This window comes from Streptococcus sp. NPS 308, assembly GCF_002355895.1.
Classification (GTDB): Bacteria; Bacillota; Bacilli; order Lactobacillales; family Streptococcaceae; genus Streptococcus.
Window position 1 is genome coordinate 16,371 of record NZ_AP017652.1, and the last position, 16,146, is coordinate 32,516.

A 16,146-nucleotide genomic window follows, 5' to 3' on the forward strand; every position below is an offset into this window, starting at 1 on the left:
TCTTGAGAGGTCTTGTGGGGCCTTAGCTCAGCTGGGAGAGCGCCTGCTTTGCACGCAGGAGGTCAGCGGTTCGATCCCGCTAGGCTCCATTGGTGAGAGATCACCAAGTAATGCACATTGAAAATTGAATATCTATATCAAATAGTAACAAGAAAATAAACCGAAAACGCTGTAGTATTAATAAGAGTTTATGACTGAAAGGTCAAAAAATAAGGTTAAGTTAATAAGGGCGCACGGTGGATGCCTTGGCACTAGGAGCCGAAGAAGGACGTGACAAACGACGATATGCCTTGGGTAGCTGTAAGTAAGCGATGATCCAGGGATTTCCGAATGGGGGAACCCAACAGGTACTACCTGTTACCCATATCTGTTAAGGATATGAGGAGGAAGACGCAGTGAACTGAAACATCTAAGTAGCTGCAGGAAGAGAAAGCAAAAGCGATTGCCTTAGTAGCGGCGAGCGAAACGGCAGGAGGGCAAACCGAAGAGTTTACTCTTCGGGGTTGTAGGACTGCGATGTGGACTCAAAGATTATAGAAGAATGATTTGGGAAGATCAGCCAAAGAGAGTAATAGCCTCGTATTTAAAATAGTCTTTGTACCTAGCAGTATCCTGAGTACGGCGGGACACGTGAAATCCCGTCGGAATCTGGGAGGACCATCTCCCAACCCTAAATACTCCCTAGTGACCGATAGTGAACCAGTACCGTGAGGGAAAGGTGAAAAGCACCCCGGGAGGGGAGTGAAATAGAACCTGAAACCGTGTGCCTACAACAAGTTCGAGCCCGTTAATGGGTGAGAGCGTGCCTTTTGTAGAATGAACCGGCGAGTTACGATATGATGCGAGGTTAAGTTGAAGAGACGGAGCCGCAGGGAAACCGAGTCTGAATAGGGCGCATTAGTATCATGTCGTAGACCCGAAACCATGTGACCTACCCATGAGCAGGTTGAAGGTGCGGTAAGACGCACTGGAGGACCGAACCAGGGCACGTTGAAAAGTGCTTGGATGACTTGTGGGTAGCGGAGAAATTCCAAACGAACTTGGAGATAGCTGGTTCTCTCCGAAATAGCTTTAGGGCTAGCGTCGACATAAAGATTCTTGGAGGTAGAGCACTGTTTGGGTGAGGGGTCCATCCCGGATTACCAATCTCAGATAAACTCCGAATGCCAAAGAATTATGGTCGGCAGTCAGACTGCGAGTGCTAAGATCCGTAGTCGAAAGGGAAACAGCCCAGACCACCAGCTAAGGTCCCAAAATAATTGTTAAGTGGAAAAGGATGTGGGGTTGCACAGACAACTAGGATGTTAGCTTAGAAGCAGCTATTCATTCAAAGAGTGCGTAATAGCTCACTAGTCGAGTGACCCTGCGCCGAAAATGTACCGGGGCTAAAACAATTTACCGAAGCTGTGGATACCTTTATAGGTATGGTAGGAGAGCGTTCTATGTGTGATGAAGGTATACCGTGAGGAGTGCTGGAACGCATAGAAGTGAGAATGCCGGTATGAGTAGCGAAAGACAGGTGAGAATCCTGTCCACCGTAAGACTAAGGTTTCCAGGGGAAGGCTCGTCCGCCCTGGGTTAGTCGGGACCTAAGGAGAGACCGAAAGGTGTATCCGATGGACAACAGGTTGATATTCCTGTACTAGAGTATGTAGTGATGGAGGGACGCAGTAGGCTAACTAAAGCAGACGAATGGAAGTGTCTGTCTAAGCAGTGAGGTGTGATATGAGTCAAATGCTTATATCTGTAACATTGAGCTGTGATGGGGAGCGAAGTTTAGTAGCGAAGTTAGTGACGTCACACTGCCAAGAAAAGCTTCTAGCGTTTAAACATACTCTACCCGTACCGCAAACCGACACAGGTAGTCGAGGCGAGTAGCCTCAGGTGAGCGAGAGAACTCTCGTTAAGGAACTCGGCAAAATGACCCCGTAACTTCGGGAGAAGGGGTGCTGACTTTATGTCAGCCGCAGTGAATAGGCCCAAGCAACTGTTTATCAAAAACACAGCTCTCTGCTAAATCGTAAGATGATGTATAGGGGGTGACGCCTGCCCGGTGCTGGAAGGTTAAGAGGAGTGCTTAGGAGTAATCCGAAGGTATGAATTGAAGCCCCAGTAAACGGCGGCCGTAACTATAACGGTCCTAAGGTAGCGAAATTCCTTGTCGGGTAAGTTCCGACCCGCACGAAAGGCGTAATGATTTGGGCACTGTCTCAACGAGAGACTCGGTGAAATTTTAGTACCTGTGAAGATGCAGGTTACCCGCGACAGGACGGAAAGACCCCATGGAGCTTTACTGCAGTTTGATATTGAGTGTCTGTACCACATGTACAGGATAGGTAGGAGTCTACGAGATCGGGACGCCAGTTTCGAAGGAGACGATGTTGGGATACTACCCTTGTGTTATGGCCACTCTAACCCGGATAGGTTATCCCTATCGGAGACAGTGTCTGACGGGCAGTTTGACTGGGGCGGTCGCCTCCTAAAAGGTAACGGAGGCGCCCAAAGGTTCCCTCAGAATGGTTGGAAATCATTCGCAGAGTGTAAAGGTATAAGGGAGCTTGACTGCGAGAGCTACAACTCGAGCAGGGACGAAAGTCGGGCTTAGTGATCCGGTGGTTCCGTATGGAAGGGCCATCGCTCAACGGATAAAAGCTACCCTGGGGATAACAGGCTTATCTCCCCCAAGAGTTCACATCGACGGGGAGGTTTGGCACCTCGATGTCGGCTCGTCGCATCCTGGGGCTGTAGTCGGTCCCAAGGGTTGGGCTGTTCGCCCATTAAAGCGGCACGCGAGCTGGGTTCAGAACGTCGTGAGACAGTTCGGTCCCTATCCGTCGCGGGCGTAGGAAATTTGAGAGGATCTGCTCCTAGTACGAGAGGACCAGAGTGGACTTACCGCTGGTGTACCAGTTGTCTTGCCAAAGGCATCGCTGGGTAGCTATGTAGGGACGGGATAAACGCTGAAAGCATCTAAGTGTGAAACCCACCTCAAGATGAGATTTCCCATGATTTTATATCAGTAAGAGCCCTGAGAGAAGATCAGGTAGATAGGTTAGAAGTGGAAGTGTGGCGACACATGTAGCGGACTAGTACTAATAGCTCGAGGACTTATCCAAAGTAACTGAGGATACGAAGTGTGAGGTTTACTTGTGATTTGATAGATATTCAATTTTGAGTAGGTATTACTCAGAGTTAAGTGACGATAGCCTAGGAGATACACCTGTACCCATGCCGAACACAGTAGTTAAGCCCTAGAACGCCGGAAGTAGTTGGGGGTTGCCCCCTGTGAGATATGGAAGTCGCTTAGCTTTTATCCGCCATAGCTCAGTTGGTAGTAGCGCATGACTGTTAATCATGATGTCGTAGGTTCGAGTCCTACTGGCGGAGTCAGATAAAAAGAACACCTGGTGGTGTTCTTTTTTCTTATGTTACTATTAGTCCGTTTCACCTAACGGAGTGAGATAAATAAACTATCTGCTATGAGAGAGTGTGTTGTTTGTTATGCCAAGAAAAATCCAAATGCTATACAATAAAGGTCTTCAAGCTGATTGTAGAGTAAAAATTGTAGAGTAAAAGGAGAAACCATGGTACAAAAGGCTCATAGTTATCAAAAACAAAGTGGCACTGTAAGTATCACATTGTATTTAGTCCTAAGTACTGACGAAAAGTTATCTATAATCCATATCGAAGTAGTCTAGGAGTATTATTTCATGGTTTGTGAAATTATAAGGATATTGAGATTATATAGGGTCACCTGATCCTTGAATATGTAGAGAGGATTCCTTCAGGGATAGTGGTAAGTAAAGAGCAATGAGACTATAACAACGTGAAAGTCATTGTCTGTAGGTACTGGCTGATAATTTGAGCTTATATTCCCTAGCGCAAACCACTCCTTAGACGAGGGGTTATGATTTTATAAATGAAGTAAACTTCTCAAAATTCAAAACTTAATTTTTGCATCTATAAATGTCTTTATATTTTATTTTTAGTTCGTTTGGCTTCAAATTCTACTTTTATAGGATTTGAAGATTTTTTAGTTCCTTTTTTTGTTAGACTAGTGTTAATAATAAGAAAGGGATTTTTTATATGCTTCAAAATTTTTATGATCGAGCATTTGTTTTTTTGAAATTAGTTGAACAAGAATATGCTTCTTTAGGGCAGAGTTGTGCTGAGTGGGAATCACTTCATCTTCGTTTTTTACTTTATTACTTGATAAGATTTAGAATTACAAGCGTTAAAGACTTTAATTTATATCATTTTCAGACGGCATATCGCTTGTATCTTGATAAATTCCTTCAAGAAGGTGCCGTCCTAAACTAGTAAGGATCATATATTTCATTTATCACGAACAATAATGAACATTTAATTTATAAATTTAAGGATTTTATTTAAAATTTAAGGATTTGATTTTTATAATTTACAGAAATTCCAAATCTTTTCTAGTGTTTCTTCTTGATAAAATAGTGTTTTTTTCTTATAATAAATTGTAAGATATAATTGCAGGTGAAATTCCTGCCATGTATATGAGAAAGGACGAGCTCCTAGTAGCTCAGACGAATTTTATTATGACTTCAGTTGTTGTTGTAGGTACCCAGTGGGGTGATGAAGGTAAAGGGAAAATTACAGATTTTCTTTCAGCTAATGCAGAAGTAATTGCTCGTTATCAAGGTGGTGATAATGCTGGTCACACAATTGTGATTGATGGCAAGAAATTTAAGTTGCACTTGATTCCATCTGGAATTTTTTTCCCTGAAAAAATCTCTGTTATTGGGAATGGGATGGTCGTGAATCCAAAATCCCTTGTGAAAGAGTTAACTTATCTTCATGAAGAAGGTGTGACAACAGATAATTTGCGCATTTCGGACCGTGCGCATGTCATTTTGCCATATCATATTGAATTAGACCGTCTACAAGAAGAAGCTAAGGGCGACAATAAAATCGGGACTACTATCAAGGGTATTGGTCCAGCCTATATGGATAAAGCTGCTCGTGTTGGAATTCGTATTGCAGATCTTTTGGATAAGGATATTTTCCGTGAACGCTTGGAACGCAATCTTGCGGAAAAGAATCGTCTGTTTGAAAAATTATATGACAGTACTCCTATTTCAATTGATGATATTTTTGAAGAGTACTATGAATATGGCCAACAAATCAAGCAATATGTAACTGATACATCTGTTATCTTGAACGATGCGCTTGATAATGGGAAACGTGTGCTTTTTGAAGGTGCGCAAGGTGTTATGTTGGATATTGACCAAGGTACTTATCCATTTGTTACTTCGTCAAACCCTGTCGCTGGTGGTGTGACAATCGGTTCTGGTGTTGGTCCAAGTAAGATTGACAAGGTTGTCGGTGTGTGTAAAGCTTATACGAGTCGTGTAGGGGACGGACCTTTCCCAACTGAATTGTTTGATGAAGTGGGAGATCGCATCCGTGAAGTAGGTCATGAATACGGTACAACAACTGGCCGTCCACGTCGTGTGGGTTGGTTCGACTCAGTTGTGATGCGTCATAGCCGTCGTGTTTCTGGTATTACAAATCTTTCTTTGAACTCTATTGACGTTTTGAGTGGTTTGGATACAGTAAAAATCTGTGTGGCTTATGATCTTGATGGTCAACGTATTGATTACTACCCAGCTAGTCTCGAACAATTGAAACGTTGCAAGCCAATCTACGAGGAATTGCCTGGTTGGTCTGAAGATATCACTGGAGTACGTACTTTGGAAGATCTTCCTGAAAATGCACGTAACTATGTTCGTCGTGTTAGCGAATTGGTGGGTGTTCGTATTTCAACATTCTCAGTAGGTCCTGGTCGTGAACAGACAAATATTTTAGAAAGTGTTTGGTCATAGGAGATTTTTTAAGATTTGTTTAAGACAGGTTGGATATACTATAGACAGTTACAAGAAGACCTCCTAACTTGTTGTAACAAATTTCCTAAACTTTTCTTTTTCATAATAATCTCCCTATAAAGTCACCGCATTCGGTGGCTTTTTTTGTGTTGAGAATCATGATATAATAATAAAATCGACAAGTAGGAAAAGGAAGAATTGATGAATTATACAGTTGAAGAAAAAGAAAGATTCATGAGAGAGGCCTTGAAGGAGGCAGAAATTGCTCTAGAACACGATGAAATTCCAATTGGCTGTGTGATTGTCAAGGATAGAGAAATCATTGGCCGTGGGCATAATGCGCGCGAGGAGTTGCAACGGGCGGTTATGCATGCAGAAATCATGGCTATAGAGAATGCGAATGCGAGTGAAGAGAGTTGGCGTCTGCTCGATTGTACGCTTTTTGTGACCATTGAGCCCTGTGTTATGTGTAGTGGGGCAATTGGGCTAGCTCGCATACCAAAGGTGGTCTATGGGGCTAAGAATCAGAAATTTGGTGCAGCTGGAAGTTTGTACGATATTTTGACAGATGAACGTCTCAATCATCGTGTAGAGGTTGAAACGGGAGTTTTGGAGAGTGAGTGTGCAGCGATTATGCAGGACTTTTTCCGAAATCGACGGAAAAAATAATTTCTCTTTAAAAATAGAGGGGAATGTGGTATAATAAACAGTGGAGCAACAGTTCTGCGTGAAGCGGGTCAGGGGAGGAATCCAGCAGCCCTAAGCGATGTGAATTGTGTGCTCTTTTTTCGTGCACTTTAAAAACCCTTTAAAATCAACACTTTAAGGGGTTTTTGTTTGTCTTGTATAAGAAAAAGGGGCAGACGAGGGGCACAATTTAAAATTTTATCTTGTCTAACTTGCTAGATATGTCTGATACCATTTTTTGGGTAACGTGAGAATAAATCTCTAGTGTGGTCTTTGAGTCGCTATGCCCTACTCTGTCCATGATAGCAGTCAAGGGGATACCTAATTCAGCAAGTAGGGATATATGAGAGTGTCTGAACATATGTGTAGTGATGTTCTTATCTATGCCAATTTTCTGGCCATGTCTTTTCAATGCACCAATAACCCGAGCATTTGTTATTGGCTCTCCTAAAGTATTTATAAAAATAAAATCTGTATCAAATCCATTTGTCGCATTCTCTATTATCTGCTCTTTGATGATGTCTAACACTTTTTGAGGTGCTGTTATAACCCTATCAGACTTGATTGTCTTTGGTGTAGTTCTCTCTTTTTGTCTGAAATCGTATGTATGCTTGATGTGAATGGTCTTTTTAGAAAAATCTATATCCTCCTTGTAATTTAAGGCAGCCAGCTCTCCATATCGCATGCCAGTAAGAAAAAGAACTTTGGCTATTCGGATATACTTTGTAATTCGATAATCACATAGGGCCTCTTCTTTTAAATTTTGGATGAACAACTTAAACTCTTTCTGATCTAAGTATTTTGTATTTTTCTTTCTGAGATCTTCAGTTGTAATTACCTTTCTAGGCATTTCAACAAATAGCATTTCATTTGTATCAATATAATTCATTCTGACAGCGAATTTCATTATCTGATTAAGCTTGAACTTGATTTTAGAAACATAGTTATGAGACCTTCCATCTTGTAATAGCTGATCTATCACTTTTTGCAATAATCGTCTATCAATGTTTCTAACTAAATAGTCGCCCTCTATCTGCTTTAAAATCTCTTTTTTAACATTCTTTGAAGCGTAGACGGTTGAGTTTTTAACACCGTGTTTCCAATTTTCCTCAAATTCCTCATATAGTTTTTCAAAAGTTATATCAGAAACAAAATGTTGTTTTTCTCCTAATTTTTGATTTATTTTCTCTTGCAACAAGATAGCAGCTTGATTTCTTGCCTGGGGAGTTTTCTTCTCCAGCGTGACAGACACCTTTTTTAATTTCTCTGTATACGGATCTTTATATCGCTCAAAAAATTTATATTTTCCATTCGGAAGTTCTTCCATCCACATTTGATTTTCACCTCATTTCTTGGTAAAATAGACATAGAAAAGAGGGCTTTTTAATGCCTATCTTTCTATACATCCTACTCCACGCTCAGAGTCGCCAAACTTTCAGAGCGTGGGGCTTTTTTTGTTTATTCAAATCCTTTGAAACTATCTAAAATCTTATCTTTTGAGTCAGTTGGATTGACAATCATAACAACGAAGTTTCCATAAATTGTAACAGGTTGATCGAGTAGTTTTTTATCTTTCTTGATGGATGCAAAATATGGATTACCTTTCTCATATTGATACACTTCCACAGAGCTTCCGTCTGGCAAAGTAAATCCTTTGCCATCTTCTGCTTGAATTAACGAAAATGACTTTTCTTGTTCATGTTCAATGGTAAATCCATTGTCTTCTAAAGCTTTCTTGAAGTCGTTTAAACTGGTCGCTTTTTTAGAAGCAGGTTTTTCGGTTGTCTTTGTTTCCTTAGCCTCGGTTTGTTCTGTTTTTGGTTGTTCAGAATTACCTTTTGTAGCAGATTGGTTACTAGAGCAAGCTGCTAGAGTAAAAGTAGCAGCAAGCAAAATAGTTGATGTTATTAGTGTTTTTTTCATGGATATTCTCCTTTATTTGTTTTATCTAAACCTTGTAAATATCTACAACCTCTCCGATTGTGCGGATGTCGTCATTCTCTGACAAGTGAATTTCCTCGTATCCACTATTTAAACTTTGAAGATACCAAGATCCATCATAATCCCTTTTCAGTTTCTTGACAAAGTTTTTGCCATTAATTTGAAAGATACCGATTGAGTTGATATCTACTTGACTGGTAACCTTGATGAACAATAAGTCGTTATCTTCGATGAGCGGTTCCATGCTGTCGCCTGCCACTTTAGCTATTGTATCATAGCTCTCTGGCACATCTTCAGCTCTGAGCTTCACTTCCATGTGAAGATTATCTTCCTGAAACGTTCCATGCCCTGCTGCAACCAACCCCTCTACATAGTCTATAATGTAGTCATCGTTCTTGTACTTCTCTAGAACTGTTGATGCCTTCATATTGATTTGCTCGTTTAATAGAACAGTAGCGTAGTCGATTACTTTTTCTTGACGATCTTCGTCTAGTTGATTGAAGATAGTTAGAATTTCAGCTTGATCAATATCAATACCGTTGAAATAATCTAATGGCACATTAAAGAAATCAGCAAGGATTTTGACAGATGAGAGTCTAGGTTCCTCTCTATTATTCTCCCATTTTGAAATTTTACCCTTATTAAAATTGATAGTGTCAGGGTATTTCTTGTTAAGAGTATCAGCTAACTCCTCAAGGGTTAGATTATGGCTCTTTCTGAGCTCTTTAATTCTGTTTCCTATCATGATGTTGTTGCTCCTTTTCTATAAATAGAATATCATAAAAGTTGCGAAAACACAAATTTTTTTAAAAAAATAAAAAAAAGTTGTTGACAACGAAAAAATAAAGGTGTATACTAAAATCACCAAGGTTGCGAAAACGCAACAAAAAAGAAAGGAGATGTCTATGGCAGGTGCATTAGTACTGGACAAGCCATACCACAATTTAAAAGGCATTATCGTCTCAAAAGGATTGAGACAGAAAGATATTGCTGAAAAATTGGATATGGATAAGTCAACGTTGAGCATGAAGCTTAACAGATACCGTGGCAGAGATTTTACATTCTCAGAGGCAAGCAAGCTGGCAGAGCTACTAGGTGTCAAGATGGAAGATTTCTAGTAGTATTTTTTTACTCTTAAAGTTGCGAAAACAACAACATAGAAAGGAGCAAACATGAAAGAAATTGAAAAAAATGCCCTCAACGATGTTTTGAGGACAATTATACTTATAAACGTGAAGATTGAAGAAATTGCTGAAATTCAAAAGCAGCAGGAAATACTTATTTCTTATCTTCGAGGGATGATAGCAGGCTCTGAGTCTGAGTGATTCTATCTTGAGATTGTTGGACGAATGACTGATAGTCAATTTGTGGTGTTCTTAAATTAAAATCATGCGTATGTATGAGAGGAGAATAAGACTGTTGCTTTTCTAACAGATTAAGTATCTTGTTTAGATTATCGTTAAGGTCTTCTAATGTAAGACTTTTATCCAAGCGACTTTCAGGCATTTCGAAGTTTTCAAAACTTTGTATCTTAGCCTTAAGATCAATTTTTGATTCTTCTATTTTTGATACGTCTGTATCATAGAATACAGTACGAGTCGTCATAACATCAAAAGGAAGATTTCCTCCTACTCTTATGATTGGGACTAGTGGAAGTTCAAGCGCCTGTCTGAAACCTAACTCGTAGAATGCATTGGGATTATGGTCTGTCATATCTGCTATAACCATAGGAGCAGTTTTAAGGTAATTGATAATTGTAGCGTTGATGTTATCTACCGCATTTACATGGTCAACACGTACAGGTTTATAACCGAGTTCTTCACAAACTGGAGCGATAAGGTATTTATATACATTGTCAGCTCTTTCCCTAGTAGGTGTACCAGATTCACCAATAGCAGTTACAATAAAACAAATTTTTTCAGTCATGATTATACTCCGCGAATTTTATTATCTTTATTATACCAAATTTAGAAAGGAATACTATGAATGATATAACATCATCAAACAATCTTAGTCAGATTGAACTTGAAATCAAACAATTTCTTTCCGTTCCCTTAAAATTAAAAATTTTACGAGAATGTTTGTTGCATTTGTTCTTCAAAATGACCAATAATACAGCAGATATAACGGTAGAGAAGTCAACAGTACATTCTAGTGATAGAACAAGCAAGACGGTCTATACAGTAACAGTATATGAATGAATAAAAAAGCACCTAACATAAGTCAGGTACTTAGAAAATTATTCAACATGATTATAACACGAAAGGAGAAAAAATGGAAGCAGTTGAAATTGTAAGAATTAAAGATGTGATCATCGAAAAGGTTTCGGCCAACGATGAAGAATTAGAACACATCTTTGGATGCTCAAAGCGACAAGCGGGAGACATGAGACGCGAGATGAAGAAACTACCTAGCCAACAGAAGCATCTTAGGAATGATGGCCAACTTGTCACGATTAAAGGTTTTGACGAATATCTGCAATATCGCGGGACTCAAGCTTGGAAAAAAGAAATGGTGAAAAGCAAGAAAATGAGGTCAGTCGGATGAACCTACTAGCAAGAATTAAAAAACTATTTTTCGGAAGAGGTCGAAGAAACCAATCTGAACTGGAGAGTGGTCGCTTTGGATTTGAACCAGGCGCTGATCGAGACACAAGGAAAACTTCAAGAAGCAAATCAGCGAATTGCTGATCAAGATAAAATCATTGAAATTTACAAGGAGAAGTATAATGATTGAACCGTCATTAACAAGTCAGCTTTTGGGAGTTGGCGCATTGTTCATCGGATTTATCGGAGCAGGAATCCACACGCACAACATCGACTTGAAGAAAGCCGAAGAAAAGAAAATGCAACAGCAACATGATGCAGACATCACCCGAGCACGTCAAGAAGCCTTTGCGAAGGGCCGTGAAGCTGAACGCAGAAAAATCCGCGAGAACATCCGCAGACCATTTCCAGGCTTCACATTTGACAACGAGCGACCAGAGGGATTGAAGCCTGAGTTGGTTGGCTTGCCTGCGCCGAAATAAAAAAGGAGTAACAAATGGTAAAAATTAACAAACTAGAAATCGAAAATGTCAAGCGTGTTAAAGCGGTCAAATTAGAGCCGTCAGCAACTGGTTTGACAATCGTCGGTGGAAACAACAATCAAGGCAAAACAAGCGTACTGGACGCGATTGCTTGGGCGTTGGGTGGTAACAAGTACAAGCCTAGCCAAGCTCAGAGAGAAGGCAGTACAATTCCGCCTAGTTTAAAAATCACATTATCAAACGGATTGATTGTAGAACGCAGCGGAAAGAATAGCACTCTCAAAGTGATTGACCCGAGCGGTAACAAGGCTGGTCAAAACTTGCTGGATAGTTTTGTGGAAGAGTTGGCTATCAACTTGCCCAAATTCATGGAGCAGACCAGCAAAGAGAAAGCGAAGACCTTACTTCAAATCATCGGAGTTGGTCCGCAATTGTCTGAACTGGAAATGCAGGAGAAAACCAAATATGATGAGCGCCACGCAATCGGTGTGATTGCTGACCAAAAGGAGAAGTTCGCTAAAGAACAGCCGTACTATCCAGATGCACCGAAAGAATTAGTCTCTATCGCTGAACTTATCCAACAACAACAAGCTATCCTTGCCAAGAATGGCGAGAATGCCCGCAAGCGCCAGAACTTGGCAGTTATCCAAAATCAACATGCTTCAGCAACTGCAGAAGTTGAACGTCTGGAGCAATTGCTGGCCGATGCCAAAGAAAAAGAAAGTCAGTTAGCTCAATACTTGGCTATCGCGAATACAGATGCCATGGACCTTCTCGATGAATCAACTGAAGAAATCGAACAGAACATTGCAGAGATTGACGAAATCAATCGTAAAGTTCGAGCTAATCTGGACAAGGATAAAGCAGAAGAAGATGCCAAGGGTTATCGCGAGCAATACAAGGAACTTGATAATGTGATTGCAGACATCCGCAAACAGAAGACAGACTTGCTCACCAATGCAGACTTGCCGTTACCTGGTTTGTCCGTGGATGATGGCGAACTGCTCTATCTTGGCCAGCGCTGGGATAACATGTCTGGTAGTCAACAACTGCAAGTGGCGACTGCAATCGTGCGCAAATTGAAGCCAGAGTGTGGGTTTGTCTTAATTGATAAGCTGGAGCAAATGGATCAGCAGACTTTGCAAGAATTTGGAGCATGGCTTGAACAAGAAGGTTTGCAAGCAATCGCGACACGGGTATCAACAGGAGACGAATGTAGCATCCTGATCGAAGACGGGTATAGCGTGAAGCCAGAGATGGCACAAGCACCTAAAACATGGCAAGGAGGATTTTAAAACATGCAAATCACAAGAGGAAAACGGGCGCGAGCTCAAAAGGTAGTTATCTACGGACCGGAAGGAATTGGAAAATCTAGCTTTGCTAGTCAATTCCCATACCCCGTCTTTATCGACACAGAAGGTTCGACAGACAACATGGATGTTGCTCGACTCGACAAGCCAACAAGCTGGACCATGTTAGTCAATGAGATTGCTTTTATCAAGGCAAACCCAACAGAGTGTAAAACACTCATTGTTGATACGGTTGACTGGGCAGAGCAATTAGCAGTGACTCACGTATGCTCGCAACACAGAAAGCAAGGTATTGAAGATTTTGGGTGGGGCAAGGGTTATACCTATGTCCAAGAAGAAATGGGGCGTTTCTTGAATGTCTTATCTGACCTAGTTGATATGGGTATCAACGTGGTATTGACTGCGCACGCTCAAATCAAGAAATTTGAACAACCAGACGAGATGGGTTCTTACGACCGATACGAATTGAAGCTTGGCCAAAAGACAGGTTCTAAGACGGCACCGCTTGTCAAAGAATGGGCTGACATGGTTCTATTTGCCAACTACAAAACCTTAGTCATGACGACTGACAGCGGCAAGAAGAAGGCGCAAGGTGGCGAGCGCGTGATGTATACCAATCATCGACCGGCTTGGGATGCCAAAAATCGTCACGGTTTGCCAGATGAAATGCCGTTAAACTATGCTGGAATCGCTCATATCTTTGCTAGCCAACAAGTACAAGCGTCACAACCACAAGTTGAACAACTTCAGGCAGTTGCTTCAGCGCCTCAGCAGACCACACAGCAAGCTCCTGAGCAAGTTCAAGAAGAATTGCCTCTCGATATGTCACAGGTGGCTGAAAAGCCTCAAAATGAAGCTTCTAGCACGCCATCGACATCACCTGCGCAATATCATGCAAGCTTGCCCAAGAGTTTGACGGACCTCATGTCTCAAAATAACGTGACAGAAGAAGAACTTCAAAAAGTCGCTTACATCCGTGGGCACTTCCCGCTAGGAACGCCAATCGAAAACTTCCCGCCTGATTATTGGGATATGATTGTGGCACACTGGCAGGCTACTATGGAAGTCATTCAAAATCAAGTACGAGCAGACCCTGAACTGCCCTTCACGATGTAGATTTTGGGAATTAGAAATCATAGCGAAATATAACAAAAATTTTAGAAACTAGAGGAAAATAATATGACACAACAATATAACAACTTTGAACGTGAAATTGGATGGGAAGACACTATTGAAAAAGACTCGGAATACGTCCTACTACCTGACGGTTTATATCACTTTACAGTAATTGGTATGGAACGCACACGCCACACGCCAAATCCGCAAAATCCCGGAAAATTGCCGGCGTGTAACAAGGCTATCGTCAGCCTCCAAATCGTGGCAAACGAAGGTGAAACAGAACTGCGCCACAATCTATTCTTACACAGCTCAACTGAAGGTATGCTATCTGCTTTCTTTGCTGCAATCGGTCAGAAGAAAAAAGGCGAACCGCTTCGCATGAACTGGAACACCATCATCGGTGCAACTGGTGTATGTAAAGTCGGAACCCGACAGTACAAGGAAAATAATTATAACGAAGTTAAGTCTATGCTCTATCCTGAAGATGTGGATTATACAAAAGTATTAAATCAACAACCAGGACAAGCTACACAAGCAAGCTACCAACAACCGCAGCCGAATTTTTCGCAACAACCACAAGGACAAGCTGGATACCAAGCCGGTCAATTTTAGGAGGTAAGGGATGCAATTAAGACCTTATCAACAGGAAGCACGGGAAGCTGTTCAAGCTGAATGGGCTAAAGGTCGCAAGCGCACTCTCTTAGTATTGCCAACAGGATGCGGAAAGACGATTGTGTTTTCCAAAATCATTGAAGACCAAGTGAAAGAGGGCAAGCGTGTGCTTGTCCTTGCTCATAGGTCAGAGCTTTTAGAGCAGGCTAGCGACAAGCTCAAGACTGCGACAGGACTCGGCACGGCCTTAGAAAAAGCTGAGAATACCTCTATCGGTTCATGGTATCGTGTTGTAGTTGGTTCTGTTCAGACGATGCAGAGAGAGAAACGACTTAGTCAATTTCCTCCTGGTTGGTTCGATACGATTGTAGTTGACGAAGCCCATCACGCTATTTCGGACGGTTATCAGCGTGTCCTTGGTTATTTTGAACAGTCAAATGTACTAGGAGTAACTGCTACACCAGACCGTGGAGATATGAAGAACCTCGGCTCTTACTTCGACAGCTTAGCTTATGAGTATTCGCTGGTTCAAGCTATCCAAGAAGGATACTTATCTAAAATCAAAGCCCTGACAATTCCGCTCAGCTTGGATTTATCAAATGTCAGCATGTCAGCAGGTGATTTCAAGGCGAGCGACGTCGGAACAGCACTGGATCCATACTTGGAGCAGATAGCTGACGAAATGGCCAAGCAATGTGCAGACCGCAAGACAGTCGTATTCTTGCCTTTGGTAAAGACCTCGCAGAAGTTTCGCGATATCCTAAACGCAAAAGGATTTCGTGCTGCTGAAGTCAATGGAGAGTCCAAGGACCGTGCAGAAATCTTAGAAGATTTTGAGAAAGACCGTTACAACGTGCTTTGTAACTCTATGCTTCTCACAGAAGGCTGGGACTGCCCGTCAGTAGACTGCGTAGTCGTGCTAAGACCTACCAAGGTGCGAGCGCTCTATTCTCAAATGGTAGGGCGTGGGACTCGCTTGTATCCAGGGAAGGAAGAACTACTTTTGCTAGACTTCCTATGGCATACTGAACGCCACGAACTCTGTCGGCCAGCTCACCTTATCTGTGAAACTCCAGAAGTCGCTCAGAAAATGGTTGAGAATATGGAAGAGCAAACAGGTGTCATGCTTGACCTTGAGGATATGGAAGTCAAGGCAACCGAGGACGTCGTCGCACAGCGTGAAGAGGCGTTGGCCAAACAATTGGAAGAGATGCGCAAGCGCAAACGCAAGCTAGTGGATCCATTGCAATTTGAAATGTCTATCCACGCAGAAGACTTGTCGAACTACGTGCCTAATTTTGGATGGGAAATGGCGCCTGCTAGCGACAAGCAAATCAAAGCACTTGAGAAATACGGTATCTTTACCGACGAAATAGGCAACGCTGGAAAAGCTAATCTCTTGTTGGACAGATTGCACAAGCGACAATCAGAAGGCTTGACGACACCAAAACAGATTCGATTTTTGGAAGGTCGTGGATTCAAAGATGTCGGAATGTGGCAATTTGATAATGCCAAAAATATGATTGATCGCATTGCAGCAAACGGATGGAGATTGCCTGCAGGCGTGCGACCAGCTGAATATGTGCCAAATTAAAAA

General features: G+C 41.7%; 15 protein-coding genes, 2 tRNA genes, 2 rRNA genes, 1 other RNA gene and 1 pseudogene. 17 read left to right on the top strand and 4 right to left on the bottom strand.

All coding sequences use genetic code 11. The annotated features are described in order from the left end of the window. Positions 1–16 precede the first annotated feature (16 nt). The 9 genes and pseudogenes from SNAG_RS00080 (at position 17) to ffs (ending at position 6,652) form a co-directional block, all read left to right on the top strand. Positions 17–89, top strand: a tRNA-Ala gene (locus tag SNAG_RS00080). A gap of 124 nt (positions 90–213) precedes the next feature. Continuing rightward, positions 214–3,116, top strand: a 23S ribosomal RNA gene (locus SNAG_RS00085). A gap of 76 nt (positions 3,117–3,192) precedes the next feature. Next, positions 3,193–3,308: ribosomal RNA gene (gene rrf, locus SNAG_RS00090) — 5S ribosomal RNA — on the top strand. A gap of 5 nt (positions 3,309–3,313) precedes the next feature. Then, positions 3,314–3,387 (top strand) — tRNA-Asn (locus SNAG_RS00095). 197 nt (positions 3,388–3,584) lie between these two features. Beyond that, positions 3,585–3,745, top strand: a pseudogene (locus SNAG_RS10015) (transposase); the annotation flags it as partial. Positions 3,746–4,086: 341 nt separating this feature from the next. Beyond that, complete coding sequence (comW, locus tag SNAG_RS09850; RefSeq protein WP_096405660.1) at positions 4,087–4,320, top strand: sigma(X)-activator ComW; 234 nt, start codon at positions 4,087–4,089, stop codon at positions 4,318–4,320. Between the two features lie 245 nt (positions 4,321–4,565). Next, entirely contained in the window at positions 4,566–5,852 is a 1,287-nt protein-coding gene (locus SNAG_RS00105; protein WP_096408773.1) for an adenylosuccinate synthase, read from the top strand. Positions 5,853–6,053: 201 nt separating this feature from the next. Further along, complete coding sequence (gene tadA, locus SNAG_RS00110; protein WP_096405661.1) at positions 6,054–6,521, top strand: tRNA adenosine(34) deaminase TadA; 468 nt, start codon at positions 6,054–6,056, stop codon at positions 6,519–6,521. A gap of 32 nt (positions 6,522–6,553) precedes the next feature. Beyond that, positions 6,554–6,652, top strand: an RNA gene (ffs, locus tag SNAG_RS00115) — signal recognition particle sRNA small type. Positions 6,653–6,729: 77 nt separating this feature from the next. On the opposite strand, the gene SNAG_RS00120 is transcribed toward ffs, so the two are convergent. From SNAG_RS00120 to SNAG_RS00130, 3 genes are all read right to left on the bottom strand, one after another. Beyond that, a complete protein-coding gene (locus tag SNAG_RS00120; RefSeq protein WP_096405663.1) occupies positions 6,730–7,872 on the bottom strand; it encodes a tyrosine-type recombinase/integrase in 1,143 nt (380 codons plus the stop codon). A gap of 125 nt (positions 7,873–7,997) precedes the next feature. Continuing rightward, complete coding sequence (locus SNAG_RS00125) at positions 7,998–8,462, bottom strand: hypothetical protein (protein WP_096405665.1); 465 nt, start codon at positions 8,460–8,462, stop codon at positions 7,998–8,000. Positions 8,463–8,487: 25 nt separating this feature from the next. Further along, a complete protein-coding gene (locus SNAG_RS00130) occupies positions 8,488–9,225 on the bottom strand; it encodes a helix-turn-helix domain-containing protein (protein ID WP_096405666.1) in 738 nt (245 codons plus the stop codon). A gap of 160 nt (positions 9,226–9,385) precedes the next feature. Between SNAG_RS00130 and SNAG_RS00135 the strand changes: the two genes are divergently transcribed. Both SNAG_RS00135 and SNAG_RS09790 read left to right on the top strand, forming a co-directional pair. Continuing rightward, the gene (locus SNAG_RS00135; RefSeq protein ID WP_096405668.1) at positions 9,386–9,598 is read left to right on the top strand and encodes a helix-turn-helix domain-containing protein; all 213 of its coding nucleotides are present in this window, start codon (positions 9,386–9,388) and stop codon (positions 9,596–9,598) included. A gap of 54 nt (positions 9,599–9,652) precedes the next feature. After that, positions 9,653–9,805, top strand: coding sequence for a hypothetical protein (locus SNAG_RS09790; RefSeq protein ID WP_172842362.1), 153 nt, complete (start codon positions 9,653–9,655; stop codon positions 9,803–9,805). Here SNAG_RS09790 and SNAG_RS00140 read toward each other — a convergent pair. Then, complete coding sequence (locus SNAG_RS00140) at positions 9,759–10,406, bottom strand: hypothetical protein (RefSeq protein ID WP_096405670.1); 648 nt, start codon at positions 10,404–10,406, stop codon at positions 9,759–9,761. The two genes, SNAG_RS09790 and SNAG_RS00140, sit on opposite strands and share 47 nt — an antisense overlap. Positions 10,407–10,754: 348 nt before the next feature. On the opposite strand from SNAG_RS00140, the gene SNAG_RS00150 reads away from it, so the two are divergent. From SNAG_RS00150 to SNAG_RS00180, 6 genes are all read left to right on the top strand, one after another. Beyond that, the gene (locus SNAG_RS00150; protein ID WP_054380428.1) at positions 10,755–11,027 is read left to right on the top strand and encodes a hypothetical protein; all 273 of its coding nucleotides are present in this window, start codon (positions 10,755–10,757) and stop codon (positions 11,025–11,027) included. Positions 11,028–11,208: 181 nt separating this feature from the next. Next, positions 11,209–11,508: a hypothetical protein gene (locus SNAG_RS00160; RefSeq protein WP_096405673.1), complete on the top strand. Its 300-nt coding sequence runs from the start codon at positions 11,209–11,211 to the stop codon at positions 11,506–11,508. 14 nt (positions 11,509–11,522) lie between these two features. Continuing rightward, the gene (locus SNAG_RS00165; protein ID WP_096405675.1) at positions 11,523–12,803 is read left to right on the top strand and encodes an AAA family ATPase; all 1,281 of its coding nucleotides are present in this window, start codon (positions 11,523–11,525) and stop codon (positions 12,801–12,803) included. 3 nt (positions 12,804–12,806) lie between these two features. Next, a complete protein-coding gene (locus SNAG_RS00170) occupies positions 12,807–13,934 on the top strand; it encodes an ATP-binding protein (protein WP_096405677.1) in 1,128 nt (375 codons plus the stop codon). A gap of 63 nt (positions 13,935–13,997) precedes the next feature. Further along, positions 13,998–14,549 (top strand): hypothetical protein, encoded by a 552-nt coding sequence (locus SNAG_RS00175; RefSeq protein WP_096405678.1) that lies wholly within the window; start codon positions 13,998–14,000, stop codon positions 14,547–14,549. Between the two features lie 10 nt (positions 14,550–14,559). Further along, positions 14,560–16,143 carry a DEAD/DEAH box helicase gene (locus tag SNAG_RS00180; protein WP_096405680.1) on the top strand — a complete coding sequence of 528 codons (1,584 nt, stop codon included), beginning with the start codon at positions 14,560–14,562 and terminating at the stop codon, positions 16,141–16,143. Positions 16,144–16,146 lie beyond the last annotated feature (3 nt).